The organism is Rhodovulum sp. 12E13 (genome assembly GCF_003340565.1).
Taxonomy (GTDB): domain Bacteria; phylum Pseudomonadota; class Alphaproteobacteria; order Rhodobacterales; family Rhodobacteraceae; genus HLUCCA09.
The window spans coordinates 1-24,878 of sequence record NZ_QPLK01000006.1 but is presented as its reverse complement, the minus strand read 5'-3'; the positions used below and the strand labels follow the sequence as shown (position 1 = coordinate 24,878).

The 24,878-nt window shown below is 71.0% G+C and carries 23 protein-coding genes and 1 pseudogene; 15 read left to right on the top strand and 9 right to left on the bottom strand.

Features of this window, described 5'->3' with window-relative positions; genetic code table 11:
- Positions 1 to 58: 58 nt before the first annotated feature.
- Both DLJ49_RS07040 and DLJ49_RS21705 read right to left on the bottom strand, forming a co-directional pair.
- Entirely contained in the window at positions 59 to 1,459 is a 1,401-nt protein-coding gene (locus tag DLJ49_RS07040; protein WP_147277278.1) for a surface lipoprotein assembly modifier, read from the bottom strand.
- Positions 1,460 to 1,485: 26 nt separating this feature from the next.
- Positions 1,486 to 2,526 (bottom strand): hypothetical protein, encoded by a 1,041-nt coding sequence (locus tag DLJ49_RS21705; protein WP_158547417.1) that lies wholly within the window; start codon positions 2,524 to 2,526, stop codon positions 1,486 to 1,488.
- 231 nt (positions 2,527 to 2,757) lie between these two features.
- On the opposite strand from DLJ49_RS21705, the gene thyX reads away from it, so the two are divergent.
- Both thyX and DLJ49_RS21425 read left to right on the top strand, forming a co-directional pair.
- The gene (gene thyX / locus DLJ49_RS07035; RefSeq protein ID WP_115392834.1) at positions 2,758 to 3,663 is read left to right on the top strand and encodes an FAD-dependent thymidylate synthase; all 906 of its coding nucleotides are present in this window, start codon (positions 2,758 to 2,760) and stop codon (positions 3,661 to 3,663) included.
- Positions 3,664 to 3,665: 2 nt separating this feature from the next.
- Positions 3,666 to 4,418, top strand: a complete 753-nt coding sequence (locus DLJ49_RS21425; RefSeq protein WP_147277277.1) for a hypothetical protein — start codon at positions 3,666 to 3,668, stop codon at positions 4,416 to 4,418.
- Between the two features lie 36 nt (positions 4,419 to 4,454).
- Here DLJ49_RS21425 and DLJ49_RS07030 read toward each other — a convergent pair whose 3' ends face one another.
- Both DLJ49_RS07030 and DLJ49_RS07025 read right to left on the bottom strand, forming a co-directional pair.
- Complete coding sequence (locus DLJ49_RS07030; protein WP_255566586.1) at positions 4,455 to 4,640, bottom strand: HigA family addiction module antitoxin; 186 nt, start codon at positions 4,638 to 4,640, stop codon at positions 4,455 to 4,457.
- 200 nt (positions 4,641 to 4,840) lie between these two features.
- Positions 4,841 to 5,236 carry a hypothetical protein gene (locus tag DLJ49_RS07025; protein WP_147277276.1) on the bottom strand — a complete coding sequence of 132 codons (396 nt, stop codon included), beginning with the start codon at positions 5,234 to 5,236 and terminating at the stop codon, positions 4,841 to 4,843.
- A 61-nt stretch (positions 5,237 to 5,297) separates the two neighbouring features.
- On the opposite strand from DLJ49_RS07025, the gene DLJ49_RS07020 reads away from it, so the two are divergent.
- The 12 genes from DLJ49_RS07020 to ftsH all read left to right on the top strand — a co-directional run bounded on the left by DLJ49_RS07020 (position 5,298) and on the right by ftsH (position 18,186).
- On the top strand, positions 5,298 to 5,699 hold the full coding sequence (locus DLJ49_RS07020) for a DUF2177 family protein (protein ID WP_115392831.1): 402 nt from the start codon (positions 5,298 to 5,300) through the stop codon (positions 5,697 to 5,699).
- 111 nt (positions 5,700 to 5,810) lie between these two features.
- A complete protein-coding gene (locus tag DLJ49_RS07015; protein ID WP_115392830.1) occupies positions 5,811 to 7,352 on the top strand; it encodes a hypothetical protein in 1,542 nt (513 codons plus the stop codon).
- A 102-nt stretch (positions 7,353 to 7,454) separates the two neighbouring features.
- Entirely contained in the window at positions 7,455 to 8,969 is a 1,515-nt protein-coding gene (locus tag DLJ49_RS07010; protein WP_115392829.1) for a hypothetical protein, read from the top strand.
- A 57-nt stretch (positions 8,970 to 9,026) separates the two neighbouring features.
- Positions 9,027 to 9,425 carry a tol-pal system-associated acyl-CoA thioesterase gene (gene ybgC / locus DLJ49_RS07005; protein WP_115392828.1) on the top strand — a complete coding sequence of 133 codons (399 nt, stop codon included), beginning with the start codon at positions 9,027 to 9,029 and terminating at the stop codon, positions 9,423 to 9,425.
- Positions 9,426 to 9,544: 119 nt separating this feature from the next.
- The gene (tolQ, locus tag DLJ49_RS07000) at positions 9,545 to 10,237 is read left to right on the top strand and encodes a protein TolQ (RefSeq protein WP_115392827.1); all 693 of its coding nucleotides are present in this window, start codon (positions 9,545 to 9,547) and stop codon (positions 10,235 to 10,237) included.
- A gap of 7 nt (positions 10,238 to 10,244) precedes the next feature.
- Positions 10,245 to 10,712 carry an ExbD/TolR family protein gene (locus tag DLJ49_RS06995; RefSeq protein WP_115392993.1) on the top strand — a complete coding sequence of 156 codons (468 nt, stop codon included), beginning with the start codon at positions 10,245 to 10,247 and terminating at the stop codon, positions 10,710 to 10,712.
- A gap of 6 nt (positions 10,713 to 10,718) precedes the next feature.
- Entirely contained in the window at positions 10,719 to 11,828 is a 1,110-nt protein-coding gene (locus DLJ49_RS06990; RefSeq protein WP_115392826.1) for a cell envelope biogenesis protein TolA, read from the top strand.
- A gap of 64 nt (positions 11,829 to 11,892) precedes the next feature.
- On the top strand, positions 11,893 to 13,260 hold the full coding sequence (tolB, locus tag DLJ49_RS06985; RefSeq protein ID WP_115392825.1) for a Tol-Pal system beta propeller repeat protein TolB: 1,368 nt from the start codon (positions 11,893 to 11,895) through the stop codon (positions 13,258 to 13,260).
- 306 nt (positions 13,261 to 13,566) lie between these two features.
- The gene (gene pal, locus DLJ49_RS06980) at positions 13,567 to 14,094 is read left to right on the top strand and encodes a peptidoglycan-associated lipoprotein Pal (RefSeq protein WP_115392824.1); all 528 of its coding nucleotides are present in this window, start codon (positions 13,567 to 13,569) and stop codon (positions 14,092 to 14,094) included.
- Between the two features lie 10 nt (positions 14,095 to 14,104).
- Positions 14,105 to 14,929: a tol-pal system protein YbgF gene (ybgF, locus tag DLJ49_RS06975; RefSeq protein WP_115392823.1), complete on the top strand. Its 825-nt coding sequence runs from the start codon at positions 14,105 to 14,107 to the stop codon at positions 14,927 to 14,929.
- The gene (tilS, locus tag DLJ49_RS06970; protein ID WP_233488818.1) at positions 14,916 to 16,175 is read left to right on the top strand and encodes a tRNA lysidine(34) synthetase TilS; all 1,260 of its coding nucleotides are present in this window, start codon (positions 14,916 to 14,918) and stop codon (positions 16,173 to 16,175) included. The genes ybgF and tilS overlap by 14 nt, the downstream gene beginning before the upstream one ends.
- Positions 16,176 to 16,263: 88 nt before the next feature.
- The gene (gene ftsH, locus DLJ49_RS06965; protein ID WP_115392822.1) at positions 16,264 to 18,186 is read left to right on the top strand and encodes an ATP-dependent zinc metalloprotease FtsH; all 1,923 of its coding nucleotides are present in this window, start codon (positions 16,264 to 16,266) and stop codon (positions 18,184 to 18,186) included.
- A gap of 187 nt (positions 18,187 to 18,373) precedes the next feature.
- Here the strand turns inward: ftsH and DLJ49_RS06960 are convergent, their stop codons facing one another.
- The 4 genes from DLJ49_RS06960 to DLJ49_RS06945 all read right to left on the bottom strand — a co-directional run bounded on the left by DLJ49_RS06960 (position 18,374) and on the right by DLJ49_RS06945 (position 22,286).
- Entirely contained in the window at positions 18,374 to 19,843 is a 1,470-nt protein-coding gene (locus tag DLJ49_RS06960; protein WP_115392821.1) for an MATE family efflux transporter, read from the bottom strand.
- 78 nt (positions 19,844 to 19,921) lie between these two features.
- On the bottom strand, positions 19,922 to 20,827 hold the full coding sequence (locus DLJ49_RS06955) for a nickel/cobalt transporter (RefSeq protein WP_369932504.1): 906 nt from the start codon (positions 20,825 to 20,827) through the stop codon (positions 19,922 to 19,924).
- 95 nt (positions 20,828 to 20,922) lie between these two features.
- Positions 20,923 to 21,615 (bottom strand): DUF1007 family protein, encoded by a 693-nt coding sequence (locus tag DLJ49_RS06950; protein ID WP_158547416.1) that lies wholly within the window; start codon positions 21,613 to 21,615, stop codon positions 20,923 to 20,925.
- A gap of 74 nt (positions 21,616 to 21,689) precedes the next feature.
- Positions 21,690 to 22,286 carry a class I SAM-dependent methyltransferase gene (locus DLJ49_RS06945; protein ID WP_115392818.1) on the bottom strand — a complete coding sequence of 199 codons (597 nt, stop codon included), beginning with the start codon at positions 22,284 to 22,286 and terminating at the stop codon, positions 21,690 to 21,692.
- 152 nt (positions 22,287 to 22,438) lie between these two features.
- On the opposite strand from DLJ49_RS06945, the gene parE reads away from it, so the two are divergent.
- Positions 22,439 to 24,397 carry a DNA topoisomerase IV subunit B gene (parE, locus tag DLJ49_RS06940; protein WP_115392817.1) on the top strand — a complete coding sequence of 653 codons (1,959 nt, stop codon included), beginning with the start codon at positions 22,439 to 22,441 and terminating at the stop codon, positions 24,395 to 24,397.
- A gap of 343 nt (positions 24,398 to 24,740) precedes the next feature.
- On the opposite strand, the pseudogene DLJ49_RS22365 reads toward parE, so the two are convergent.
- A pseudogene (locus tag DLJ49_RS22365) lies at positions 24,741 to 24,878 on the bottom strand (IS481 family transposase); the annotation flags it as partial.

Below are 24,878 nucleotides of genomic sequence, written 5' to 3'. Positions count from 1 at the left end.
GACCCTAGCCCGAGGGTGCGAGAGCGCAAGGCGGCGCGCGGCCCACGCCACGCGCGGCTCAGAACGCCGACGAGAAACCGATCGAGACGCCCGCACTGTCGCCCTCGAACCGCGACACGTTGGACACAGATTGCCGCCCGGTGAGCGACAGGACCGGCACGAAGCCCATCACGTCGACATGGTGGATCTCGATGTCGAGCCGCGCCGACCATTCGCTGTCCTGCCGCCCGCCCGGCACGTCGATGAAGCCGACCGCGTAGCTGTCGTAATCGCGCTCTGCATAGGACAGGCTGCCAGACAGGTGCACGCCCATCACCGGCTCGCCCATCGAGAAACCGGCCGTCGCGGTGGCGGCCTCGTATTCCCGGTTCGCGTCGTCCGACGTCACCCGCGACAGGGCCAGCCCCGCATGGAGGCGCATGCCCCCCTCGAGGCGATGGGTCACCCAGGCGTCGATCTCGCGCCCGACGCGGTCGGCGGCATCGGTGTCGGACCAGCGCCGCTCGCTCTCCGCCCCGAAGGTAAGCGCCGTGCGCGGCGCGAGGCGAACGGTGCGGCCGAAGTTCAGCCGCACGAAGCTGTCGAGCGGCTCGCCACCATACCACGTCTGCCCGACCGCGAGGCCGAGCCTGTCGGGCAGCGGCCCCGGCACCTCGGCGAGCCGGTGCTGGACGCCAAGCTCGGCGATGCCGTACTCGAAGTCGCGCCCCTTGGCACGCGGCGCGATCTCCTGCGCCTCGTCGGAAAGCGCCACCAGGCTGCGATAGCCGCGGAAGGTCAGCCGGGTGCGGTGCGTCTGGCTCTCCGACAGGGTGTAGCCCAGCCGGGCATAAAGGCGTGCCTCGGTGCCCGACAGCGCGCGGGCCGCTCCGCTCAGGAAGCCGACATAGGGCGAATCGTCGATGATCAGCAGCGGCGACTGGGCCCCGCCGTTGACGTTCGACGAGGGCGCGACCTCGAACGAGACGCGCACGGCCCAGGGCGACTCGCGGCGCACGGCCGAAAAGGCGCGGGCGATCGTCTCGCGCTCGGCCTCGGTCTCGGCCGCCTGGTAGGCACGCCGCAGCCAGAACTGGGAGGCGAGGTAGCGATCCTCGGCCATCGCGCTGGAGGCCACGAGATACGACGCCTCGTAACGCGCGCCGTTCGACTCGGATCGCGCGAAGGCCCGCCGCGCCGCGTCGCGCGCTTCGGCCGGCCGGCCGAGCGCGTTCTCCGAGGCCGCCAGCATCAGCAGGGCGGGCACGTTCTCGGGGCGTGCCTCCGCCAGAGCGCGGGCGATCCGGTTCGACAGCGCGGCATCGCCCGCCAGCCAGGCCCGCTGGCCGAGCGCCAGCGCCTCGTCGAAGCTGAGCGCGACGCTTTCGCCCGCCGCCCCCTGCGCTGCGACCCGGTCAGCGCCGACGAGGCCCGAAAGCGCCAAAGCCGCCCCGAAGAGGGCGGCCTTGATCGTTGTCATCGCGAGGGGTCGCACGCGCGCCGATATCATCGGGACGGGATCAGCCCGTCGATGTCGTTGACCTCGCCGCAGACCGGGTCGGCGTTCGCGCCGGAGCAGCGGGGGATCACCCAGATGCCGCGTTCCGAGCTCAACTCGATGTTCTCGAAATCGCCGTCCGCCGTTTGTCTGCGGAGCACCCCTTCCTGGGATTGCAGACCGCCCACCATGCCGCTTGCGTTCTCGCCACCGAAGGTGCCCGCATAGGCGCCGTAGACCCTCGGCGCATCTTCCGCCGCGACCTTCTGCTCGACGGTGCCCGCGAAGTTGCCCGCCTGGTCGATGTTGCCCGGGGAGAGGCGCAGGAACTGCTCGTCGCCGAGCGGCGCCCCGTCGCTGTAGGTGCGGTCGTAGATCACCCCGTTGAGCGTGTTGTCGGCGAAATCGACGTTCATGAACACCTTGCCCCTGACCGTCCGGGGCTGGTCGGGCACCGCGTCGGCCGGCACCGGCTGGGTGCCGTCGCTGCCGCCGGGGTTCAGCCGCAGGTCCTGGTCGAGGTCGGCGAGGTCGGTCACGCCGGCGTAGCGCCCGGCATAGGAGACGAGGCCGTTGGTCGTGCCCGGATCCGGCGGGGTGAACTCGCCGGTGCGCGCATAGTCGATGCCGCCGTATTCGATACCGAACTGCCCGCCGTCGGCCACCACGACGCCGCGCACCGCGCCGTCGGGCGTCTCGCCCGCGAGCGCAACGAAGATGCGGTCGAGTCGGTCGTCCTGCTTGGAAAAGGCAAGGTAGCCGTCCTGATCGGCCGTGGGCGCCCTTTCGTAGACGCCCGCGACAGGGCTGTCGTCGAGCGGGACGCCCGAGATGATCAGCCGGTCGTCGGCGTCGCCCGCCTCGCCGCGGACCCACTCGATCGACCCCACGTTCGCCGCGATGCCCTCGGGCACGACGACACCGGCCTCGGTGCCGCCCTCGCCGCCTTCGTCCGTCTCGCGCCCCGGCCCGTTCACCGGGTTGGGCGATGAGCCGTCGCACGCGGCCACCGCGAGAACGGCGGCCAGCATTAGCCAATGCTTGGTCATGACGCTGCCTGTATTCGGTTTTTGCCTGCTCGGGTTAGCCCCGTCTTTGGCGGCACGCTCCCGCCCACGCCCCGAAAAGTCAACGTCGCCAAGGGAATGCGCAGGCCCGCCACCGCAGAGTGCGGCCATTCTGCCACCCGTCAGATGTGGGGGCTGCGGCTGCATCTGGTGGTTCCCCCGGCGCACCCCACCAGATAGAGTAGGCCCCGAGTCAGCAGACCGGAGGCCCCGATGCCCCTCACCGACGACCAGCAGGCCGAGATCGCCCAGGCCCGCGCCACGCCCCGCCCCACGCTCCGCGCCGTCTCCGAGGGGATGGAGGCGCATCTCTACACCGCCCACGAGGTGCTCGACCACGGCTTCGTGCGGGTGATCGACTACATGGGCGACGATGCCGCCATCGTGCAGGCCGCCCGCGTCTCCTACGGCGCCGGCACGAAGCACGCGCGCGGCGACGAGGGCCTGATCCGCTACCTCATGCGCCACTGGCACTCGACCCCGTTCGAGATGTGCGAGGTCAAGTTCCACGTCAAGCTGCCGGTCTTCGTGGCCCGCCAGTGGATCCGCCACCGCACCGCCAACGTCAACGAATACTCCGCTCGCTACTCCATCCTCGACCGCGAGTTCTACATCCCCGCGCCCGACGCGCTCGCCGCCCAGTCGACCGTCAACAACCAGGGCCGGGGCGACGTGCTCGAGGGGGAGGAGGCCGAGCGCGTGCTGCGGATGCTCAAGGACGACGCGGGCCGCGCCTACGACCATTACGAGGCGATGCTGAGCCAGGAGGGCCAGCAGGGCCTCGCGCGCGAGCTCGCGCGGATGAACCTGCCCGCCAACATCTACACCCAGTGGTACTGGAAGTGCGACCTGCACAACCTCTTCCACTTCCTCCGCCTGCGCGCGGACGCCCACGCGCAATACGAGATCCGCGTCTACGCCGAGGCGATCTGCCGGATCGTCGCCGACTGGGTCCCCGCCGCCTACGCCGCCTTCGAGGACTACCGCCTGGGCGGCGCCACCCTCTCCGCCCGGGGGGTTGAGTGCATCAGGCGGATGCTCAAGGGTGAGGAGGTGACCCAGGAGACATCTGGCATGTCGAAGGGGGAATGGCGGGAGTTTTTGGAGGTGGTTGGCTAAACGTGAGCTTCAACGACTTAATCAATCAAACTTTCGTTCGAGTTGCTGGCGCCATAATTGCGGCATGCATTTTGGGATTTTTCACTTGGCTATGGAAGCGGCCGGCTGAACGCGAAAGGGTCGCGCTCACGATCAATACTGTAACAATTGATCCGCGAGTTCTGAGCATTTTGATCTTAGAATACTCTGAATTGGTCGCGAAAAAGCTAATATCAAGATTCGACCTCAAGGATGGAGACAGAGACATACCTCAAGAGAGTCTTGATCTCTCATTAAATCTTGCCTTAGAGGGCGGCGTGCTCTCGAAATCGAAAAGGCTTGAGGAACTTTATATCGAGAATCTCACGAACGCACCAGTTAAAATTCATTTTGAAAACCTTGGCGCTGGCACGGTCTTTCTATCGCGACATGGAGTCGAGTTAGAGAAGCATGTCGGACCCTTCCGTCAGGAATACCAAATCCCACCCGACACCTACCTAGAGGCGTTCCATTTTTCGCCAGTGGCCAATTGCGACCGGGTCACAGGCTCTTCTCGGTTGATTATTGTAGAGGAAGGGGGCCAATCTGTTCCCGTGAGAAACAGAAGGTACGACCGCGAGCACCCTGCAGCCGCTCGATATTTGCGAAACTCAAAACGGGCGCGCGCCCTTTTCATCGCCTTGGAAATTGCTGAAGTCGTTATCCTCGTCAGCCTCGCGTGTGCGCTTGTGATTATTGTTACTCTCAGCATGTCCAGTATTATGTCTGGAAATTGACATTTCTCCACAATTACAAACTCGCATGCCCCCCCCTCACGCCACCCGCTCCACCCCGCCCGGAAAGGCGTCGCGGGCCACGGCCAGGTCGTAGCCGCTCTGCAGATTCATCCAGAACTCGGGGGTCGTGCCGAAGGCCGCGGCGAGGCGCAGGGCGGTGTCGCCCGTCACCGACCGCCTTCCCGCCACGATGGCCGACACCCGGTTCGCCGGCACCCCGATGGCCCGCGCCAGTCACCAGCCCCACCCGGGCACGGGCGTCCAGCCCGGGCCGCGCCCGACCCTCCCCCCGGGAGGGCGCATTGGCGATGCCGCCCGCCGCACGGCCCGCGTCCGGGGCTTTCGGTATAAACCGCCCCCCACAAGCGCCCCGCAGCGCCCACCCAGGGTCGGGCGCGGCCCTCCGCGCGCCGCACGCCCATCTAGAGCTGCGCCTCACGCAGGTTGCGCTTGCACTCGACGGGCGGCTTGCCGGTGCTCGTGAAGGCATCCACACCGCAAGCTCGGCAGACCCATCGCTGCAGATTGTCGGTCCGCTTGCCCGGCTGCCGCCACCACTCGCACGGCTTGCCGGGGACCGTGCGGAACACGCTTCTGGTGCGCCTGCGCCGACGCCAGCGTGCATGCACCCCTACGAGCAGCAGCGCCCCGAGCGTGGCGACAGACGGCCAGAACCACTCCGAGGCGCGCGCCGCGGCGCAGACCGGCTCGACCCGTTCCCACAACTCGCCCAGCCGCTCCCACACCGCCCACGGACCGCCCGACAGATCGTCGCCGCGAGGGCGCGGTCGCGGGGATCTTTCGGGCACCGTCGACATGCACAGGAAGATGCCGAGACGGCGCCGATGAAATCAAGAGCGTGCCCGCTACCTGCCCCAGATGCAGATCCTCGTTCTCACCCTCGTCACCGGCGCCGTCTTCCTCGTGGCCGACGCGCTCATGCTCTCCACCGTGATGAAGCCGCTGTTCCTGCGCCACCTCGGCGCGGGGCTGCTCGACGGGCTGCGCTACCTGCCCGCGATCCTGTTCTACCTCGTCTATCTCTTCGGCATGGTCTGGTTCGCCGGGCTGCCGGGGCTGCGCGAGGGCGTGGGCGTGGGCGCGGGGGCGCTCAACGGGGCGATCCTGGGCCTCGTCGCCTACGGCACCTACGAGCTCACCTCCTGGGCGGTGATGCGCGACTGGCACCCCGCCATGGTCGCCGCCGACATCGCCTGGGGCACCGTGCTGACCGCGGGCTCGGTCGCCGCCGGCGTCGCCGCCGCCCGCGCGCTGGCCTGAGCCCGCCCCCCCGGTGACGCTACGGGTGACGCGCCGGGCGCCGCGCCGGGCATCGCACCGGCAGCCAAAGCGGTGTAGCCTCGCCCCCGACCGCAGCGAGAGGCCGCCCCGATGACGCCCGTCGCATCCTTCGCGCTGGCCTTCGCCACCGCCTTCGCCGCGATCGTCTACATCGCCGCGCCGAACCTCTTTCTCGAGGTCGGCACCTGGGGCGACATGGCCGCCGACATGCTGCACGCCAACGCGCTGTCGCGCGGCGACTGGCTGACGACCGGGCATTACTCGCGCCACGGCTTCAACCATCCGGGGCCGGCCTTTTTCTACTGGAACGCGCTGTTCGAGGCGCTGCCGGTCGACCGGGCGCATGCCTGGATCTGGGGCAGCGTCACGCTCAACGCCCTGCTCGTGGCCGGCGCGGCGACGGGGCTCGCGTGGCTGCTCGTGCCCGGCGGCTCGGCGGCGGTCGCCGTCGCCGTCGCGCTGTTCGCCGCCGCCCATCTCGACCGCGACCTCGGCGTGGCATGGATGCCGACGCGGCTCGAGGCGCCGTTCCTGCTGCTGCTGGTATCGCTCGCGTGGCTGGCCGGGCGCGAGGCGCGCGCCCTCGTCCCCGCCGCGCTCGCCTGCGGGATGCTCGTGCACGGCTACGTCACCATGGCGGTGATCGTGCCGGCGCTGCTGGCCGTCACGCTCGTGCTCGCGCGCGGCAGCCGCGCACCGTGGCCCTCGCGCCGCGCGCTGCTGGTGCATGGCGGCGCGGCGCTCGGCGTTGGCGCGCTGTTCCTGCTGCCTCTCGCGGTCGAGGCGAGCCGCCTGCCGGGCGGCAATTTCGGCGCCATTCTCGAGGCGCTCGGCCGATCCGGGTCGGCGCCCGAGGCCGGCTGGAGCGGCGTCAGCGCGGCGATGGGCGCCAGCCTCGGGGGCAAGGTCGCGATCCTCGTGCCGGTGTTACTGCTGATCGTCCTGCTGTTGGCCGCGGCGCCGCCCCGCCCGCCCGTGGCGGTGCGGGTGGCGCACCTCGCTTGCCTCTCGCTCGCCGCCTTCGCCATCGTGGTGGTCGCGCATTGGGGCACCCCGGCGCCGATGGAGGGACATTCGGTGCATTATCTCAGGACGCTGGGCATCGTGGCCGCCGCCGTCGCGACGGCCGCCCTGCGCGATGCCCTGCACAGACGCCTTGCCAACGGGGCCGTTGCCGGTGCGCGGCCCGGCGCCGTGGCAGGCACCGCCGCGCCGGCCATGGGCGCGCTGGCCATGGGCGCGGCGCTCGCTGTCGCCACGGCCCTGCCGCAGAACCTGCCCTCGCGCGTGTTCGACCCGCAGGTCTACCGGAACTATCCCGTGCGCCCCGTGGTCGACCGCCTGGCCGACGCGGTGGAACGGGCCGGGCCACGCCGCGCCGCACCCGGCCCGGTGGCCATCGACAAGGCCGAGCACATGTACTGGGAGGTGTCGGCCGGGCTGCTGGTGGAGCTGGACGCCCGCGGCATCGCCGCCTGCACGACGTGGCGCGACATGGCGTATCTCTACACCGAGGCGTATGTCTGCCCCGAAGGCTCTGCGGCCGATTTCCGCATCGTGCCGGAGGCGACATGCGACGGGGCCTGCCGCGCCAGGGGCGAGGGGATGGGGCTCGTCGTGGTCGCGCGGTAGGCCCGGGGCCGTGCCCTGCGGCAGCCGCCCGCGTGGAGACCGCGCCGCGGGCCAAGACCGCCCCGTCTGGCAGCCGGTGACGGCAGCCCCTAGAGTAGCGCCATGAAAGCCGTCTCCGAGTTCGCCGTCGCCTTCGCCGTCAGCTTCGGGCTCATCGTGTATGTCTCGGCGCCCGATCTGTTCTCCGAGGTGGGGGTCTGGGGTGATCTCGCCGCCGACATGCTGCATGCCGACGCCCTCGCCCGCGCGGAGTGGCTGACGACGGGGCACTACTCGCGCTTCAGGTTCAACCATCCGGGGCCGGTCTTCTTCTACTGGAACGTCCTGTTCGAGCCGTTGCCCGTCGAGCGGCTGCACGCCTGGATGTGGGGGAGCGTCACCCTCAACGCCCTGCTCGTCGCCGGCGCCGCCACCGGCCTCGCGCGGCTGCTCCTGCCCGGCGGCTCTTTCGCGCTTGGAGCCGGCATCGCCCTGCTCGCCGTGGCCGTTCTCGGGCGCGACCTGAGCGGGGTGTGGATGCCGCGCCGGATCGAGGCACCGTTCCTGCTTCTCGTTGTCAGCCTCGCCTGGCTGGCCGAGCGCGAGGCCCGGGCCCTCGCCCCCGCCGTGCTGGCCTGCGGGCTGCTGGTACATGGCTACGTCACGATGGCGGTTCTGATACCGCTCGTGCTCGCCGTCGCGCTCGTGCTCGCCGTCGTGAGCGACGCGCCGTGGCCGCCACGGCGCAAGCTGGCGCTGCACGGCCTGGCGGCCCTCGCAATCGGCGCGGCGCTCCTGCTTCCGATCGCCGTGGAGGCGGCAAAGCTTCCGGGCGGGAACTTCGCCGACATCCTGGCGGCGCTCGACGAGCAGGCCGCGGCTCCGCCGGCGGGATGGGACGGCCTGCGCGCGGCCATTGACGGCAGCCTCGGCCCCGACCTGCCGCTGCTGCTCGCGGCCCTGTTCGTCGCCGTCGCGCTGCTCGCCGTCGCCCCGCCCGGGCGCCCGTTGGCCGGCCGCCTGGCGCGGTTGTCGGTTCTGTGTGTCGCCTCGCTTGCCGCGACCGCGGCGGCCTACTGGGACACGCCGGCCCCGCTGGAGTCGCACTCGGTGCTCTACCTGCGCTCGCTGCTCGTCGTCGCCGGCGCCGTGAGCGCGGCGATCATCGCCGAGGCAGCCGCTCTGCCGCGTGGCGGCGCAGCCCCGCGCCCGACTGTCGCCCCGGCGCGCGGCGTCTTTGTGCCGACCGGTCTCATGGCGACGGTCGCACTCGCCGCCGGCGCCCTGCTTCCGCAGAATCTGCCGGGCCGGGTCTTCGCGGAGGATGCATACAGGCAGGTTCCGCCGACCCCTTGGGTCGAGCGCTTCGCCGCCGAGATGGCGCGCTCCGGCGCGCCGGTGGCGATCGACTACACCCACCACCTGCAATGGGCCACGGTCGCCGGGGTGCTCGCCACACTCACCGCGGGCGGGACGTTCGCCTGCACGACATGGCGCGACCGGGCGTTCCTGTATACCGACGCGCGGGTCTGCCCCGAGGGGATGCCGCCCAGCTTTCGCCTCGTGCGCGAGACGGATTGCGCGGGAAGCTGCGTCGTCACGGGCGGCGATCTTGGCGTGCAGCCCGTTGCGCGCTAGACGCGCCGGTGTCGGCCCGATCCGGACACCCGCACGCAGATTGCCACAGGACCGCCGATGCACACCTTTCCCGTCACCGTCTATTACGAAGACACCGACATGGCGGGCATCGTCTACCATGCCAACTGGCTGAAATACGTCGAGCGCGCGCGCTCCGACCTCGTGCGCGGCCTCGGGATCGACCAGAACGCGATGCGCGAGGCCGGCCGCGTCTTCGCCGTCACCCATCTCGACGCCGCGTTCCGCGCGCCTGCCCGCCTCGACGACCGGCTGACCGTGACGACCGAGGCGGTCGAGGCGACGGGGGCGCGGCTGGTGCTCGACCAGCGCGTGACGCATGACGGCACGGGGCGGCTGTGCTTCGCGGCACGGGTGACCCTGGCCTGCATCGGCACCGACGGTCGCCCCGCCCGCCTGCCGGCGGAGCTCCGCTCACGGCTCGCGGCCGAGGGGTGAGCGCGGGGCGTGCGCACGGCTTCGTGTTGGCCTTTGCCCTTCAAACCCTGTAGTATCCGCGGCAAGCCGCCGTCAGATGCGGGACCGGGGCCGCGCGCCCCCCGAGCAGGAATGTCGCCATGGAACCACTCGCCGCCCAGGCCGCGGATGTCGATTTCTCCACGTGGGCGCTGTTCGCCCGCGCCACGCCGATCGTGCAGATCACGATGCTCATGCTGGTCGTCGCCTCGATCTGGGGCTGGGCGATCATCATCCAGAAAACGGTGAACTACCGCGCGGCCCGCCGGGCCTCGGCCAGGTTCGACCGGGCGTTCTGGTCGGGCGAGCCGCTCGACGAGCTCTACGACCAGATCGCCGACGCGCCCTCGTGTGCGGCCGAGCGCGTCTTCGCCGCCGGCATGACCGAGTGGCGCCGCAGCCACCGCGACGATGGCGCGCTCATCCCCGGTGCGCAGGCCCGCATCGAGCGCGCGATGGACGTGGCAATCGCGCGCGAGGCCGAGCGGCTCAACGGGGGCCTGTCGTTCCTCGCCACGGTCGGCGCGACCGCGCCGTTCGTGGGCCTTTTCGGCACGGTCTGGGGCATCAAGCACGCCTTCGAGCAGATCGCCATCGCGCAGAACACCAGTCTCGCGGTGGTGGCGCCCGGCATCGCCGAGGCGCTGCTGGCGACCGCGCTGGGCCTGCTCGCGGCGATCCCCGCCGTGATCTTCTACAACAAGCTGACGGCGGACTCGGATCGGATCGTGGGCGGCTACGAGAGCTTTGCCGACGAGTTCTCGACGATCCTGTCGCGCCAGCTGGACGCCTGACATGGCGATGTCGGGCAGCCGGAGTGGCGGCGCGAGCGGATCGCGCCGCCGGCGCCGGGGGCGCACCCAGGCGATGGCCGAGATCAACGTCACGCCGTTCGTCGACGTGATGATGGTGCTCCTGATCATCTTCATGGTGGCGGCGCCGCTGCTGACCGTGGGCGTGCCCGTGCGCCTGCCCGAGACGGCCGCCGAAGCACTGCCGAGCATCACGGAAGAGCCGCTGACCGTGACCCTCACGGCCGATGGTGGCGTGGCGATCATGACGACCGAGGTCGGGCAGGGCGAGCTGGTGCCCCGCCTGCAGGCGGTGGCGGCCGAGCGCGCCGACACCCGTATCTTCCTTCGGGCAGACGGGGCGATCCCCTACGAGCGGGTGATGCAGGTGATGGGCGCGCTCAATGCCGGCGGCTTCAACGACATCGGGCTGGTCACCGACACGGGCGGCCCGCGCCTCGACGGGCGGGACGGCTGAGCCGCCATGGAACTGACAACTGCCCTCAAGATCTCCGGCGGGGCGCACGGGGCGCTGGTGCTCTGGGCGCTGGTGGCGGGCATCTTCTCGGGCGATTTCGACGAGGCGATGCAGGTCACCGAGGTCTCGGTGATCTCGGGGGCGGAGTTCGCCGCGCTGGTCGAGCGGTCGGGCAGCGGCACGCCGAGCCTCGGGGCGGACCCCGAGGATGCGCCGGAGCCACAACCGGAGCCGGATCCTCTGCCCGAGCCGGAGCCACAACCGGAGCCACAACCGGAGCCGGAGGCCGAGCCCGCCGCGCCCGAGGCCGACCCGGCCCCGTCCGTGCCCGACGACGCGGGCGCAGTGCTGGCGCCAGAGCCGGGCGACACGCCGACGCCGGCGCCCCGCGTCGCCCCCCGCCCGGCCGACCGCCCAGAGCGGGACGTGGCCGTGGCGCCCGAGGTGCAGGAGGCGGCCGAGCCCGTGCCCGCCGACGAGACGCCGCCCGAGCCGGCCGAGCCGCAGGAGGCGGAGGCACCCGAGGCCGCGACGACGCGGATCGTGACCGAGGCGACCGAGGAAGGCGGTGCGCAGCAGATCGCGCTCGCGCCGACCGCCACGCCCCGCCCGCGCACCCGGCCCGACCGCCCCGCGCCCGCACCCGAGCCCGAGCCGGACCCGGTCGCCCGGCAAGAGCCGGAGCCCGAGCCCGAGCCCGAACCGGAACCGCCAGCCGACCCGCAGGCCGACGCGATTGCCGATGCCGTTGCCGAAGCGGTCGCCGGCGGCGGGGCCGCCACGGGCGACCCCGGCCCGCCGATGACGGCCGGAGAGCGCGACGCGCTGAGGCTGGCCGTTCAGGAGTGCTGGGTGGTCGATGTCGGCTCGGAGGCGGCGAACGTCACCGTCACCGTCGGCATGCGGATGAGCCCGGACGGCACCGTGATCGACGGCACCCTGCGGATGCTCGAGGCGTCGGGCGGGTCCGACGCGGCGATCCAGTCGGCCTTCCAGTCGGCCCGGCGCGCGATCCTGCGCTGCCAGCGCGGCGGCTACGACCTGCCGGCCGAGAAATATGCCCGGTGGGAGCAGATCGAGATGGTCTTCAACCCCGAAGAAATGAGGCTGCGGTAAGCGCGATGGCCTGCATCCCCCGCCCGTTTCCCCTACAAGACCGGTGCCAGCGAAAGGGGCCGCCATGTTTCTCCTGAGATTCGTCCTCGCCACCCTCCTGTCGAAGCTCGGCCTGTCGGGCATGGCCATCCTCGGCCTGCTGGCGGTCTGGCTCGCCACGCCGGCCCCCGCGCAGGACGGTCCGCTGCGCATCGAGATCACCGAGGGCGTGGTCGAGCCCCTGCCCTTCGCGGTGCCGGTCTTCGTGGCCGAGAACGCCGCCGCCGAGCAGATCGCCCGCGACATCACCCGTGTCGTCGCGGCCGACCTCGTGGGCACCGGCCTGTTCCGCGAGATCCCGGCCGAGGCGCATATCGCGCGGGTCGCGTCGTTCGAGCAGCCGGTGGCCTATTCCGACTGGAAGGCGATCAACGCGCAGGCGCTGATCGTCGGCGCGGTCAGCGTCGGCGCCGACGGGCGCGTCGAGACCAAGTTCCGCCTGCATGACGTCTTCGCGGGCACCGAGCTGGGCCAGGGCCTGCGGCTGGGGGGCACCACGCAGGCCTGGCGCCGGATCGCGCACAAGGTGGCCGACCAGGTCTATTCGCGCATCACCGGCGAGGGCGGCTATTTCGACAGCCGCGTGGTCTTCGTGAGCGAAGAGGGGCCGAAGGACGCGCGCCGCAAGCGGCTGGCGATCATGGATTACGACGGCGCGAACGTGCAGTTCCTGACCGACGACGCGACGCTGGTGCTCGCGCCGCGCTTCTCGCCCACGGGCGACCGCGTGCTCTACACCAGCTACGAGACGGGCTTTCCACAGATCTACCTGCTCGACGTGGGCACGGTGCGGCGGCAGGTGCTGGCCGACGAGGCGGGCACGATGACCTTCTCGCCGCGCTTCTCGCCCGACGGCAGCCGGGTGGTCTATTCCGCCTCGCGCGGGGGCAACACCGACCTTTTCGCGCGCTCGCTCGGCGGCGGGCAGGCGGTGCGCCTGACCGAGGCGCCCTCGATCGAGACCGCGCCCTCCTTCTCGCCCGACGGCTCGCGGATCGTGTTCGAGTCCGACCGCTCGGGCACGCCGCAGATCTACGTCATGCCCGCCTCCGGGGGAGAGGCCCGGCGCATCAGCTTCGGCCCGGGCCGCTACGGCACGCCGGTCTGGTCGCCGCGGGGCGATCTCATCGCCTTCACCAAGCAGGCATCGGGGCGGTTCCACATCGGCGTGATGCGCACCGACGGATCGGAAGAGCGGCTGCTGACCGCCTCGTTCCTCGACGAAGGCCCGACATGGGCGCCGAACGGTCGGGTCATCATGTTCACCCGGCAGGGGGCGGGCGCCGAGGCGCAGCCCGCGATCTACTCGGTCGACGTGTCGGGGCGGAACCTCAAGCGCGTGCCCACGCCCGGCCCCGCCTCCGACCCTGCATGGTCGCCGCTCCTGCCGTGATGGAGGCGCAGCGCGGCGCGATCGGGCAAGGGAGGCTTCCGCCCTCCCTCGCGCCGAGCGGGCGCTCCTCCGGTCGGGTCCGGCGCCCGCTGCGGCGGGTGCGGCGGGTGCGGCGGCGCTGGACGGTCAGCGGGAGCACGCCGCCATTCCCGCGAGGCGAGCGACAGCTGGCGCCCGGAACAGCGCACCCCGGCGTGACGAGCATTTCCTTGGCGGCGGGCAAATGTTAACTGTTCGGAAACGGTCGCGCCGCGGGCGGCGCGGAGACACGGCAGTCACGAAGCAGACAAGAACAGGACAGGCACCATGGCACCCCAGAGCCACCATCCCCTCCGCCGGCCGGTCGTCCGCGCGGCGCTCCTTGTCGGCGCGCTGGCCCTCTCGGCCTGCGCCAATCCCGGCGGCTTCGGCGGCGCAGGGGGCGCGGGCGGCCCCGGCGCAGGCGCGCAGGCGACCGCCGCGCCCAACTCGCCACAGTATTTCCGCGAGACCGTCGGCGACCGCGTGCTGTTCGAGGTCGACCAGTCGTCGCTCACCTCGGTGGCACGGAACACCCTGTCGGCACAGGCGCGCTGGCTGTCGCAGAACCCCGAATACCGCGCCATCATCGAGGGTCACGCCGACGAGCAGGGCACCCGCGAATACAATCTCGCGCTCGGCGCCCGCCGGGCCAATTCCGTGCAGGAATACCTGATCGGCCAGGGCGTCGCCGGCACTCGCCTGCGCACCGTCTCCTACGGCAAGGAGCGGCCGATCGCGGTCTGCTCCGACGAGAGCTGCTACCGCCAGAACCGCCGCGCGGTGACGGTGCTCGAGGCCGGCGCGGGCAGCTGAGGAGACGCCGATGCGCCGCGCTGCCGCCCTGCTGATCGCCGCCGCCTGTGCCCTGCCCGGAACCGCTCCCGCGCAGGACGGAGGGACTCTGGCCGACATCCGCCAGGATCTCGCGGCGCTTTACGTCGAGATCCAGCGGCTCAACCGCGAGCTGTCGACGACCGGCGGGCCGGGCGTGCCGCAGGCGTCGGGCAGCCTGATCGAGCGGGTGGACCTGATCGAGCAGGAGCTGCAGCGGCTGACCGCGCGGGCGGAGGAGCTGTCGTTCCGCATCCAGCAGGTCGTGCAGGACGGCACGAACCGGATCGGCGATCTCGAATTCCGCCTCTGCGAGCTCGAGCCGTCTTGCGACATCGGCGCCCTCCGCGACACGCCGACGCTGGGCGGGCCGGTGCCCGAGGCGCCGCCGCCCGCGATCACGCCCGCGCCCGAGAGCGACGGTCCGCAGATGGCCGTGGGCGAGCGCGAGGATTTCGAGCGCGCCCGCGCCGCGCTCGAGGCGGGCGACAACGCCGAGGCCGCGCGCCTCTTCGCCCGGCACGTGCAGACCTATCCCGGGGGGCCGCTGACGGGCGAGGCGCATTTCCTGCGCGGTCGCGCGCTCGACGCGCTGGGGCAGACGGCCGATGCGGCGCGCGCCTTTCTCGAGGCGTTCAGCCAGGCGCCGTCGGGGCCGAACGCGCCCGCCGCGCTGCTCGCGCTGGGGCAGAAGCTGGGCGCGCTCGGCCAGACGCAGGATGCCTGCGTGACGCTCGGCGAAGTGCAGTCGCGCTTCCCCGGCAGCGACGCGGCCGGGCAGGCCGCCGCCGAGCTCTCCCGCCTTGGCTGCGGCTGACCCGGGGCCGAAGGAGGCCTTCGCCACCGCCCTCGCCCGCGCCTTTCCCGGCGCCGCGCCGGAGGCGCTGGGCCTCGCGGTGTCGGGCGGCTCCGACAGCATGGCGTTGATGGCCCTCGCCGCCGACTGGGCCTCGGCGCGGGGCACGCGGCTCGAGGCGGTGACGGTCGATCATGGCCTGCGGCCGGAGGCGGCCGACGAGGCGCGGATGGTGGCCAATGCCGCGCGGGCGCTCGGCCTGCCCCACCGGGTGCTCGTCTGGCAGTGGGACCGGAAGGGCAACCTGCAGGACGCCGCGCGCCGCGCCCGCTTTTCCCTGCTGGCGGGATGGGCTGTGCGCGAGGGGCTGGCCGCCGTGCTGCTCGGCCACACCCGCAACGACCAGGCCGAGACGCTCCTGATGCGGCTCGCCCGCGGCTCGGGCGTCGACGGGCTGGCGGCGATGGCCGAGGAACGGGTCGCCGACGGTGTGCGGTTTCTCCGCCCCCTGCTCGACGTCGAGCGATATGCCCTGCGCCAGGAGCTGAACGCCCGCGGGCAGGCCTGGGCCGACGACCCCACCAACGACGACCCCGCCTTCGACCGGGTGCGCACGCGGCGGGCGCTCGCGGCGCTGGGGCTCGACGACGCGCGGCTGGCCGAGACCGCGGCGCGCATGGCCGACGCCCGCGCGGCGCTGGAAGAGATGACGCGACACGTCGCCGCGTCGTCGCTCGCGCTGGACAGGGGCGACCTGACGCTCCCGCAGGAAGCGTTCGCCACGCAGCCGGCCGAGATCCGCCATCGCCTGCTTGCGCACCTGCTGCGCTGGCGGGCGCATTCGCCCTACCGCCCGCGCTACCGCCCGCTGCGCGCGCTGGCCGAGGGGCTGGTGCGCGGGCGGGGCGGCACGCTGCACGGATGCTTCGTGAGCGTGCGGCGCGGCACCATCCGCATCGCGCGCGAATATGCCGCCGTTGCGGCACTCGAGAGCCCGCCCGACGCCCTGTGGGACGGGTTCTGGCAACTCGAGCGGACCGAGGGCGCGGCGCGTGCCGACACCGTGCGCGCCCTCGGACAACGGGCCCTCGGCCCCCTGCCCGACACCGGCCACGCCCGCCCCCCGCGCGAGAGCCTGATGGCGAGCCCGGCCCTGTGGCATGGCGATCGGCTGGTGGCCGCGCCGCTCGCCGGGCTGGGCGAGGGCTGGACGTGTCAACCGGCTTTTACAGTCGACGACTGCCTCGCCACGCTTCTTTCACATTGAACCGGGGCGTCACGTCTCTATCTTGCTGCACAAGCGCCACGCCGGCGCCCGCGTCTCCGATGCGCGCCCGAACCGAAGGAGCTCTCTCTTGGGAAACGCCCGTTCCATTGCATTCTGGGTCGTCCTCTTCCTTTTGATCCTTGCCCTGTTCAACCTGTTCAGCGGCAACCAGGCGACCATGTCCGCCCGCACGCTCAGCTATTCCGAGTTCGTGCAGATGGTGGATGACGGCGACGTGGCGCAGGTCACGATCGACGGCGAGCGCCTGAGCGTGCGCGGCAACGACGGCACGATGTACAGCACGGTCAAGCCGCAGGATGTCGACGTGGCCGATCGGCTGATCTCGCAGGATGTCGAGGTGGTGGCCGAGCCGCAGCAGCAGAACGGGATCCTGGCCTATCTCGGCACGCTCCTGCCCTTCATCCTGCTGATCGGCATCTGGCTGTTCCTGATGAACCGGATGCAGGGCGGCGGGCGCGGCGGCGCCATGGGCTTCGGCAAGTCCAAGGCCAAGCTGCTGACCGAGAAGCAGGGCCGCGTCACCTTCGACGACGTGGCCGGCATCGACGAGGCGAAGGACGACCTCGAAGAGATCGTCGAGTTCCTGCGCAACCCGCAGAAATTCTCGCGGCTGGGCGGCAAGATCCCCAAGGGCGCGTTGCTCGTCGGCCCGCCGGGCACCGGCAAGACGCTGCTGGCACGCGCCGTGGCGGGCGAGGCGGGCGTGCCGTTCTTCACCATCTCGGGCTCCGACTTCGTCGAGATGTTCGTGGGTGTCGGCGCCAGCCGCGTGCGCGACATGTTCGAGCAGGCCAAGAAGAATGCGCCCTGCATTGTTTTCATCGACGAGATCGACGCGGTCGGCCGCTCGCGGGGCGTTGGCTATGGCGGCGGCAACGACGAGCGCGAGCAGACGCTCAACCAGCTCCTCGTCGAGATGGACGGCTTCGAGGCGAACGAGGGCATCATCATCGTCGCCGCCACCAACCGGCCCGACGTGCTCGACCCCGCGCTGCTGCGCCCCGGCCGCTTCGACCGGCAGGTGCAGGTGCCCAACCCCGACGTGAAGGGCCGCGAGAAGATCCTCGGCGTCCATGCCCGCAAGGTGCCGCTCGGCCCCGATGTCGACCTGCGGATCATCGCCCGCGGCACGCCCGGCTTCTCGGGCGCCGACCTCGCCAACCTCGTCAACGAGGCGGCGCTCATGGCCGCGCGGGTCGGCCGGCGCTTCGTGACGATGGAGGATTTCGAGAACGCCAAGGACAAGGTCATGATGGGGGCCGAGCGGCGGTCGATGGTCATGACCGAGGACGAAAAGAAGCTGACCGCCTATCACGAGGCGGGCCACGCGGTGGTGGGCTTCTACGTCCCCCAGCACGATCCCATCCACAAGGCGACGATCATCCCCCGCGGGCGGGCGCTGGGCCTCGTGCTTTCGCTGCCCGAGCGCGACCAGTACTCGGTGACCTACACCAAGTACAAATCCAAGATCGCCATGGCGATGGGCGGCAAGGTCGCCGAGGAGTTGATCTTCGGCAAGGAGAACATCACCTCGGGCGCGGCCTCGGACATCCAGCAGGTCAGCAAGATCGCCCGCGCCATGGTCACGCAGTTCGGCTTTTCCGACGCGCTCGGCAACGTCGATTACGCCAACGAGCAGCAGAGCTATCTCGGCAGCTACTCGGGCGGCGGCAATGTCAGCCCCGAGACGCAGGAGAAGATCGACGAAGAGGTGCGCAAGCTGGTGGACGAGGGCTATGCCGAGGCCAAGCGCATCCTGACCGAGCACGCCGACGAGCATCACCGGCTGGCCGAGGCGCTGCTCGAATACGAGACGCTGACCGGCCCCGAGATCCTCAAGGCGATGAAGGGCGAGCCGATCCACCGCGGCGACGACGACGACGATGCGCCCGCGCCGTCGGCCCCCTCCATCACCGCGATCCCCAAGACCAAGAAGCCCAAGTCCAAGCCGGGCGACGACACCGGCGGGATGGAGCCGGAGCCGACCTGAGGCCGGTGTGCGCGGAGCCGGGGCTCGGCCCCGAACCGCGGCACGCCCCAAAGGCCCTTGCCTGACCATGAAAGAGTCCGCCCCGGAGCAGCGATGCTTCGGGGCGCTTCCTTTTGCACTCGCCTCCGGCGGCATGTGACGACGCCCTCGAAACGGCGGTCCGTCTCGACGGGCGGGTATCTCGCCCTCAGCCCTGTTTCTGCGCCGCGGGGGCGACCGCGCCCGGCAGGGCGTCGTTCGGACGCCCGCCCGCGCCTCTGCCGCCCGGCCCGCCACCCGCGTCGGGAGGCGCGGCACCCGCGCGGAGCGCCGGCACGGTCACCCGGAAGAACCGGTGCAGAAGCAGCACCGCCGCCGTTGCGAGCCCCAGCACGAGACCCGTCCAGACCCCCGCCGCGCCCCAGCCGAGCGCGAAGCCCGCCACCCAGCTCGCCGGCAGGCCCACGCCCCAGTAGGCGAGCGCGGCCATGACCATCGGCACCCGCGTGTCCTGAACGCCCCGCAGCAGGCCGATCGCCACCACCTGCGCCCCGTCGACCGCCTGGAACGCCGCCGCGAGCGCGAGCAGCGTCACGCCGAGCGCGAGGATCTCGGGTCGCGCGGGCTCGTCGGGGTCGAGGAAGAGGCCGATCAGCGGCTCCGGGAACGCGAGGTAGATCACCGTCGTCACCGCCGCCACGCCGAACGACAGGCCGACCGCCACCTGCCCGCCGCGAGCGAGGCCCGCGATGTCGTGCCGCCCCAGCGCCTGCCCGGCGCGGATCGTCGCCGCGTTCGACAGCCCCATGTGCACCATGAAGAAGGCCGTCGCCACCTGCAGCGCGATCCCGTGGGCGGCGAGCGGGACCGCGCCGAGCCAGCCCACGAGGATCGCCGAGGCCGAGAACATGCCGACCTCGGCGAGGTTGGTCAGCCCGATCGGCCAGCCCAGCCGGAAGACCTGTCCGAACGCCTCCCGGTCGGCCCGCCAGAGCCGCACGAAGATCGCATGATCGGGAAACCGCGCCACCGCGTAGGGGATCAGCACGGCGAGCGAGACGATCTGCACCGCGACCGAGGCGTAGGCCGCGCCCCGCACGCCGAGCTCCGGAAACCCCCAGTTGCCGAAGATCAGCAGCCAGTTGACCAGCGCGTTGGCGACGGCGGCGATCACCGTCGTCCACAGCACGACCTGGGTGCGCTCGAGCGCGGCGAGGTAGCTCTTGAGCACCATCACGACGAGCGCGGGGAAAAGCCCCCAGCCGGCGATGGCGAGGTAGTCCGCGGCGCGCTCGGCCACCGGCTCCGCCTGACCCAGCGCGAGCAGCAGCGGCTCGGAGAAGAGCATCACCGGCAGGCAGAGCGCAGCGAAGAGCGTCGACAGCCACAGCCCCATCCGCGTGACCCGTCGCACCTGGGTCTCGCCGCCGTCGTTGGCCTGCTCGGCCGCGACGAGCGGCATCACCGCCCAGGCGAAGCCCGACCCCATGATGAAGAACACGAAGAAGACGGAATGGGCGAGCACGCCCGCTGCCAGCGTCTCCACCCCGTACCAGCCGAGCATGACCGTGTCGGTCACGCCGATGGCGAACTGCGCGAGATGCCCGCCGATCAGCGGCAGGCCGAGGGTCAGGATGGCCCGCGCATGGGCGCGGCGGGAAAGCGGCGTGGCGGGCATGGTCCGGCCTCTACGCCCGCCTGCAGCATCCGGCAAGCGCCGGCTGCGCCCCAAAGGCGATGCGCCGCCCGCCCCCGCTCAGATCGCGCGCAGAAGGAGCTGGCCGGCGACGAGCGCCACGAGCGCGCCGGCTGCCACTTCCAGCACCGGCAGCCCCACCCGCAGCGCACGACCCTCCGAGAGCGCCATCAGCGCCCCCTCGCGCATCGAGACCGAGGCGAGGGCGACCGCGACCGTGACCGAGGCCGTGCCGAGCCCCATGGCAAAGGTGCCGGCGATGCCGGCCGCGACGATGTCCATCCGCCAGGTCAGGATCAGGAGAAACAGCGCGCCGGTGCAGGGGCGAATGGCGATCCCACCGATCAGCAACGCCGCGTCGCGCCAGGAGCGGATCCCGGCCGCCTGCTCCGGGCTCGGCCCGTGGGCGTGGCCGCAGCTCTCGCAGGCATGGCCGTGGCGGTCGCTGTGGTCGTGGTGGTGGCCATGCGCGCCGCTTCCGGCCGTCACCGGCCGCACCGCCCGGGCCAGCCGCCCCCCGCCGCGCATCAGCAGGTAGAGGCCGATCGCACCGATGGCGGCGTAGCTGAGCGGCTCCAGCGCGTGGTCGGCGATCCACGTCATCCGCTCGCGCGACCAGTCGAAGACGAGAACGCCGACATAGACCAGCCCCACCGCCGTCGCCGCCTGCGCCAGCGACGAGGCGATGGCGAGGCCGGCGAGCCGGCGCACCGGCACCCGGCGACCGAGCCCGTAGCCCCCGATCAGGATCTTGCCGTGCCCCGGCCCGACCGCGTGAAAGAAACCGTAGGCGAAGCAGAGGCCCATGAGCGTCGCCACCGCGCCGGGCTGCCCGCCCTTTATCGCGCGCAGCCCCCCCGCCATCGCGTTCTGGAAGGCGCGCTGCCCCTCGGCGGCCCAACGCGCCAGCCGGTCGAATCCGTCGCCCGCCCAGAACAAGGCGAGTGTGGCCGCCGCCACGAGCACGGCAAGCCCCGCGGCACGGCGCCAGCCCCTGCCCCGCGGCGTGGCCCGCGTGGCGGCGGCGGCCTGCTCCGGCGCGGCGACGTCAGGCGGCGCGCTCACCCGTCCGCCTTCTCGCAGGTGAGACGCACCTCTTCGGAGAAGCGGTCGCCGACGGGCGGAAAGTCCTGCTCGACGAAGGGATCGTCGATACTCGCGCCGAGCTCCTCCAGAGCGGCATCGAGATAGGCGTAGGCGGCATCGAGATCGGGTGTGAAGACGGCGGTGGTGCAGCCGGGCGCCTCGCTCGATACCTGCTGCGGCAGGATCGAGTAGGCGGTGTAGAAGGTCGGGTCGTAGACCTTGACCACCACGCTCTCTTCCGCGCCATCGACCGGCCGCTCGAGCCGGCGGGTATGCGTCGAGGTGAGCATGCCATTGGGCAGCAGCCCCGAGGGGCCGGGTTCGGGCGGGCCGAGGGCCACGGGGGTGCCCGACGCCTCGAGATAGACATCGCCCTCGTACCATTCGGGCCAGTCCATGTCGAAGCCCTGCAGCGCGTCGGTCTCTTCCTGCGAAAGGACGCCGTCGTAATCGGCATCGAGGCCGAGATCCTCGAGCATCAGGAGCGAGAACAGCTCGTCGTACGTCCATGAGATGCGCAAGGCGGTCAGGCGCCCGCGCTCGTCATGGATCAGCGTCACGCCGGTATCGACGAAGATGTGGGGGTGCGCATGGGCCGGCCCGGCAGAGGCCACCCCGAGTGGCACGGCGAGGACAAGCGCGGCGACCGGTGCGAGGCGGGGCGTCATGGCCGGGAGCATAGCGGCGCGGGCCTCCTGCGGCAATGCGCGCAGGTGGGGGGGGCGGTGGAATTCCGCCTGTCTCAGGCGGGGCGCCGCGCGACGAAATCGACCAGCGCCGAGCGCCCCGAATGGCCGCGCCCCTCGTCGATCTCGGCGTCATAATCGGCCTCGTGCAGCACCGCCCAGCCGGGGAAGGCCGCGTGCAGCAGCGGCAGGGTATACATGTTCTCCGCCTGCGGCGGCCCGCCGGTGCCATAGCCGACCTGACGGGGCGCGTAGCCGTGCAGGAGCAGCACGCCGCCAGGCCGGATCGTGCGCGCCATGCCGGCGAAGAGACGCGCGCGCAGGTCGGGCGGCGCGAACTGGATGAAGATGGCCACGACGGCATCGACCGCGTCCTCCTCCCATGGCCAGTTCTCGACGCCCGCCTCGCGCATGTCGACCGTCACGCCCCGCGCCGCGGCCAGCCTGCGCGCCTTGGCGAGCGCGTTGGGCGCCGGATCGAAGGCGGTGACGACGTGGCCCCGAGCGGCGAGCCAGGTGGAGTTGCGCCCCTCCCCGTCGGCCACGCAGAGCACACGCGCGGCATCGGGCAGGTGCTCGGCCTGCGCGACGAGGAACGCGGCCGGCTCCGTCCCGAACAGGTAGTCCTCACCGGCGTAACGCTCGTTCCACATGAACCTCGATCCTTCCTTCGCCACGCCGCGAGCCTTCGTACGAAAATCCGGTGCGATCCGTCTCGTGAAAGATCGCGCGCGGCTGGCCACCCTTTGCTCGCCCACCAGATGTGGCGTAGTCTGCGGCCAGAGGCAACAAGAGCAGTGATCCCATGCCGGACGATCTATTGTCGGGGCAGGAGCCCCAGGGCTACGATGCCTCCTCCATCGAGGTGCTGGAGGGGCTGGAGCCTGTTCGCAAGCGCCCCGGCATGTATATCGGGGGCACCGACGAGCGCGCGCTGCACCACCTGGTGGCCGAGGTGCTCGACAACGCGATGGACGAGGCGGTGGCCGGCCACGCCACCCGCATCGAGGTGGAGCTGTCGGCCGACGACAGCGTGACGATCCGCGACAACGGCCGGGGCATCCCCGTCGACCCGCATCCGAAGTTCCCCGACAAGTCGGCGCTCGAGGTGATCCTCTGCACGCTGCACGCGGGCGGCAAGTTCTCCGGCAAGGCCTACCAGACCTCCGGCGGCCTGCACGGCGTCGGCGTGTCGGTGGTCAACGCGCTGTCCGATCACCTGCGCGTCGAGGTGGCGCGGAACCGCGAGCTCTGGGTGCAGGACTTCGCCCGCGGGGTGCCGCAGGGCCCGGTGGAGAAGGCCGGGCCCGCGCCCAACCGGCGCGGGACGACGGTGACGTTTCATGCCGACGAAGAAATCTTCGGCCACCAGCGCTTCAAGCCGTCGCGCCTCTTCAAGATGGCGCGCTCCAAGGCCTACCTCTTCTCCGGCGTCGAGATCCGGTGGAAATCGGCGCTCGAGGACGGCGACACGCCGATGGAGGCGACGTTCCGCTTCCCCGGCGGGCTGGCCGACTACCTCGCCGAGAGCCTCGGCGGCGCGACGACCTATGCCGAGCGGCCCTTCGCCGGCAAGGTCGAGTTCGCCGACAGGTTCGGCCAGCCCGGCTCGGTCGAATGGGCGATCAACTGGACGCCCGCGCGCGACGGGTTCCTGCACTCCTACTGCAACACGGTGCCCACGCCCGAGGGCGGCACGCACGAGCAGGGCTTCTGGGCGGCGATCCTGAAGGGGGTAAAGGCCTATGGCGAGCGCGCGAACGTGAAGAAGGCCGCGCAGATCACCCGCGACGACCTGGTCACGGGCGGGTGCGCGCTGGTCTCCTGCTTCGTCCGCGAGCCCGAGTTCGTGGGCCAGACGAAGGACAGGCTGGCCACGAGCGAAGCGGCCCGCATGGTCGAGGGCGCTGTGCGCGACCGGTTCGACACCTGGCTCGCGGCCGACCCGAAGGCCGCCGGCGCCATCCTCGACTTCCTCGTGCTGCGCGCCGAGGAACGGCTGCGCCGCAAGCAGGAGAAGGAGACGGCGCGCAAGTCGGCCACCAAGAAGCTGCGCCTGCCCGGCAAGCTGGTCGACTGCACGGCGACCTCCCGCGAGGGCACGGAGCTGTTCATCGTCGAGGGCGATTCGGCCGGGGGCTCGGCCAAGGCCGCGCGCAACCGCGAGACGCAGGCGCTGCTGCCGCTGCGCGGCAAGATCCTCAACGTGATCGGCGCGGCTTCGTCAAAGCTGGGCAGCAACGCCGAGATCAGCGACCTGACCCAGGCGCTCGGCACCGGGCTCGGCACGAAGTTCCGGCTCGACGACCTGCGCTACGACAAGGTCATCATCATGACCGACGCCGACGTGGACGGCGCCCATATCGCGGCGCTGCTGATGACCTTCTTCTTCACGCAGATGCGGCCGATGGTCGATGCCGGCCACCTCTACCTCGCCTGCCCGCCGCTCTACCGGCTGACGCAGGGGGCGCGGCGCGTCTACTGCCTCGACGAGGCCGAGCGCGAGGCATGCCTCGAGCGCGGCCTCGGCGGCAAGGGCAAGGTGGAGGTGTCGCGCTTCAAGGGCCTCGGCGAGATGGACGCCAAGGACCTCAAGGAAACGACGATGGACCCGGCCACCCGCCGCCTGATCCGCGTCTCGATCGACGAGGACGAGCCCGGCGAGACCGGCGACCTCGTGGAGCGCCTGATGGGCAAGAAGCCCGAGCTGCGGTTCCAGTATATCAGCGAGAACGCACGGTTCGTGGAGGAGCTGGATGTTTAAGTCAGTGTCTTTACTCGGATGACACGAAATGCTGTATCGCCGCTTTCGAGACTCATTTGACAATCCCCTCTGGCTTTCAGAGAGGTGCGGCTGGCTTTATTGGCGCATATATCGATTTTCATGGAGCGACTATTTTTGGCTCTTCGAAAATGGAATTGCCAAGTCGTCTGTTTTTGCAACTGCTGCCGGATACCTGATCTTCTTGAATGATCTCCTCACCGATCACTTTGGCTTCGAGACCGTAACAAGAAGTTCGCCTTCAGCATTTGGGCTGGATTTGGCATCGAAGCTTCACCTTGTTTTCTTTGGCCTTCTGCTAATCGCGATTGCGCGGGCCATTTACCTAGGTGTCGCATCCCGCGTGATTGTACGGCCGCTTCTTGAATAGTTCCGGCTTCTGGCGATGCCAGTCCTTGAGCGCCTCGATGGGCGTTCGGCCTTTCAGGACGGATTGCGGCAGCTGGCCGTTGTAGAGGCGGAC

Bases quoted from the DNA above. Each gene is read 5' to 3' on its own strand.
- DLJ49_RS07040 (WP_147277278.1), bottom strand. From the start codon at position 1,459: ATGACAACGATCAAGGCCGCCCTCTTCGGGGCGGCTTTGGCGCTTTCG.
- DLJ49_RS21705 (WP_158547417.1), bottom strand. From the start codon at position 2,526: ATGACCAAGCATTGGCTAATGCTGGCCGCCGTTCTCGCGGTGGCCGCG.
- thyX (WP_115392834.1), top strand. From the start codon at position 2,758: ATGCCCCTCACCGACGACCAGCAGGCCGAGATCGCCCAGGCCCGCGCC.
- DLJ49_RS07025 (WP_147277276.1), bottom strand. From the start codon at position 5,236: ATGTCGACGGTGCCCGAAAGATCCCCGCGACCGCGCCCTCGCGGCGAC.
- DLJ49_RS07020 (WP_115392831.1), top strand. From the start codon at position 5,298: ATGCAGATCCTCGTTCTCACCCTCGTCACCGGCGCCGTCTTCCTCGTG.
- DLJ49_RS07015 (WP_115392830.1), top strand. From the start codon at position 5,811: ATGACGCCCGTCGCATCCTTCGCGCTGGCCTTCGCCACCGCCTTCGCC.
- DLJ49_RS07010 (WP_115392829.1), top strand. From the start codon at position 7,455: ATGAAAGCCGTCTCCGAGTTCGCCGTCGCCTTCGCCGTCAGCTTCGGG.
- ybgC (WP_115392828.1), top strand. From the start codon at position 9,027: ATGCACACCTTTCCCGTCACCGTCTATTACGAAGACACCGACATGGCG.
- tolQ (WP_115392827.1), top strand. From the start codon at position 9,545: ATGGAACCACTCGCCGCCCAGGCCGCGGATGTCGATTTCTCCACGTGG.
- DLJ49_RS06995 (WP_115392993.1), top strand. From the start codon at position 10,245: ATGTCGGGCAGCCGGAGTGGCGGCGCGAGCGGATCGCGCCGCCGGCGC.
- DLJ49_RS06990 (WP_115392826.1), top strand. From the start codon at position 10,719: ATGGAACTGACAACTGCCCTCAAGATCTCCGGCGGGGCGCACGGGGCG.
- tolB (WP_115392825.1), top strand. From the start codon at position 11,893: ATGTTTCTCCTGAGATTCGTCCTCGCCACCCTCCTGTCGAAGCTCGGC.
- pal (WP_115392824.1), top strand. From the start codon at position 13,567: ATGGCACCCCAGAGCCACCATCCCCTCCGCCGGCCGGTCGTCCGCGCG.
- ybgF (WP_115392823.1), top strand. From the start codon at position 14,105: ATGCGCCGCGCTGCCGCCCTGCTGATCGCCGCCGCCTGTGCCCTGCCC.
- DLJ49_RS06960 (WP_115392821.1), bottom strand. From the start codon at position 19,843: ATGCCCGCCACGCCGCTTTCCCGCCGCGCCCATGCGCGGGCCATCCTG.
- DLJ49_RS06950 (WP_158547416.1), bottom strand. From the start codon at position 21,615: ATGACGCCCCGCCTCGCACCGGTCGCCGCGCTTGTCCTCGCCGTGCCA.
- DLJ49_RS06945 (WP_115392818.1), bottom strand. From the start codon at position 22,286: ATGTGGAACGAGCGTTACGCCGGTGAGGACTACCTGTTCGGGACGGAG.
- parE (WP_115392817.1), top strand. From the start codon at position 22,439: ATGCCGGACGATCTATTGTCGGGGCAGGAGCCCCAGGGCTACGATGCC.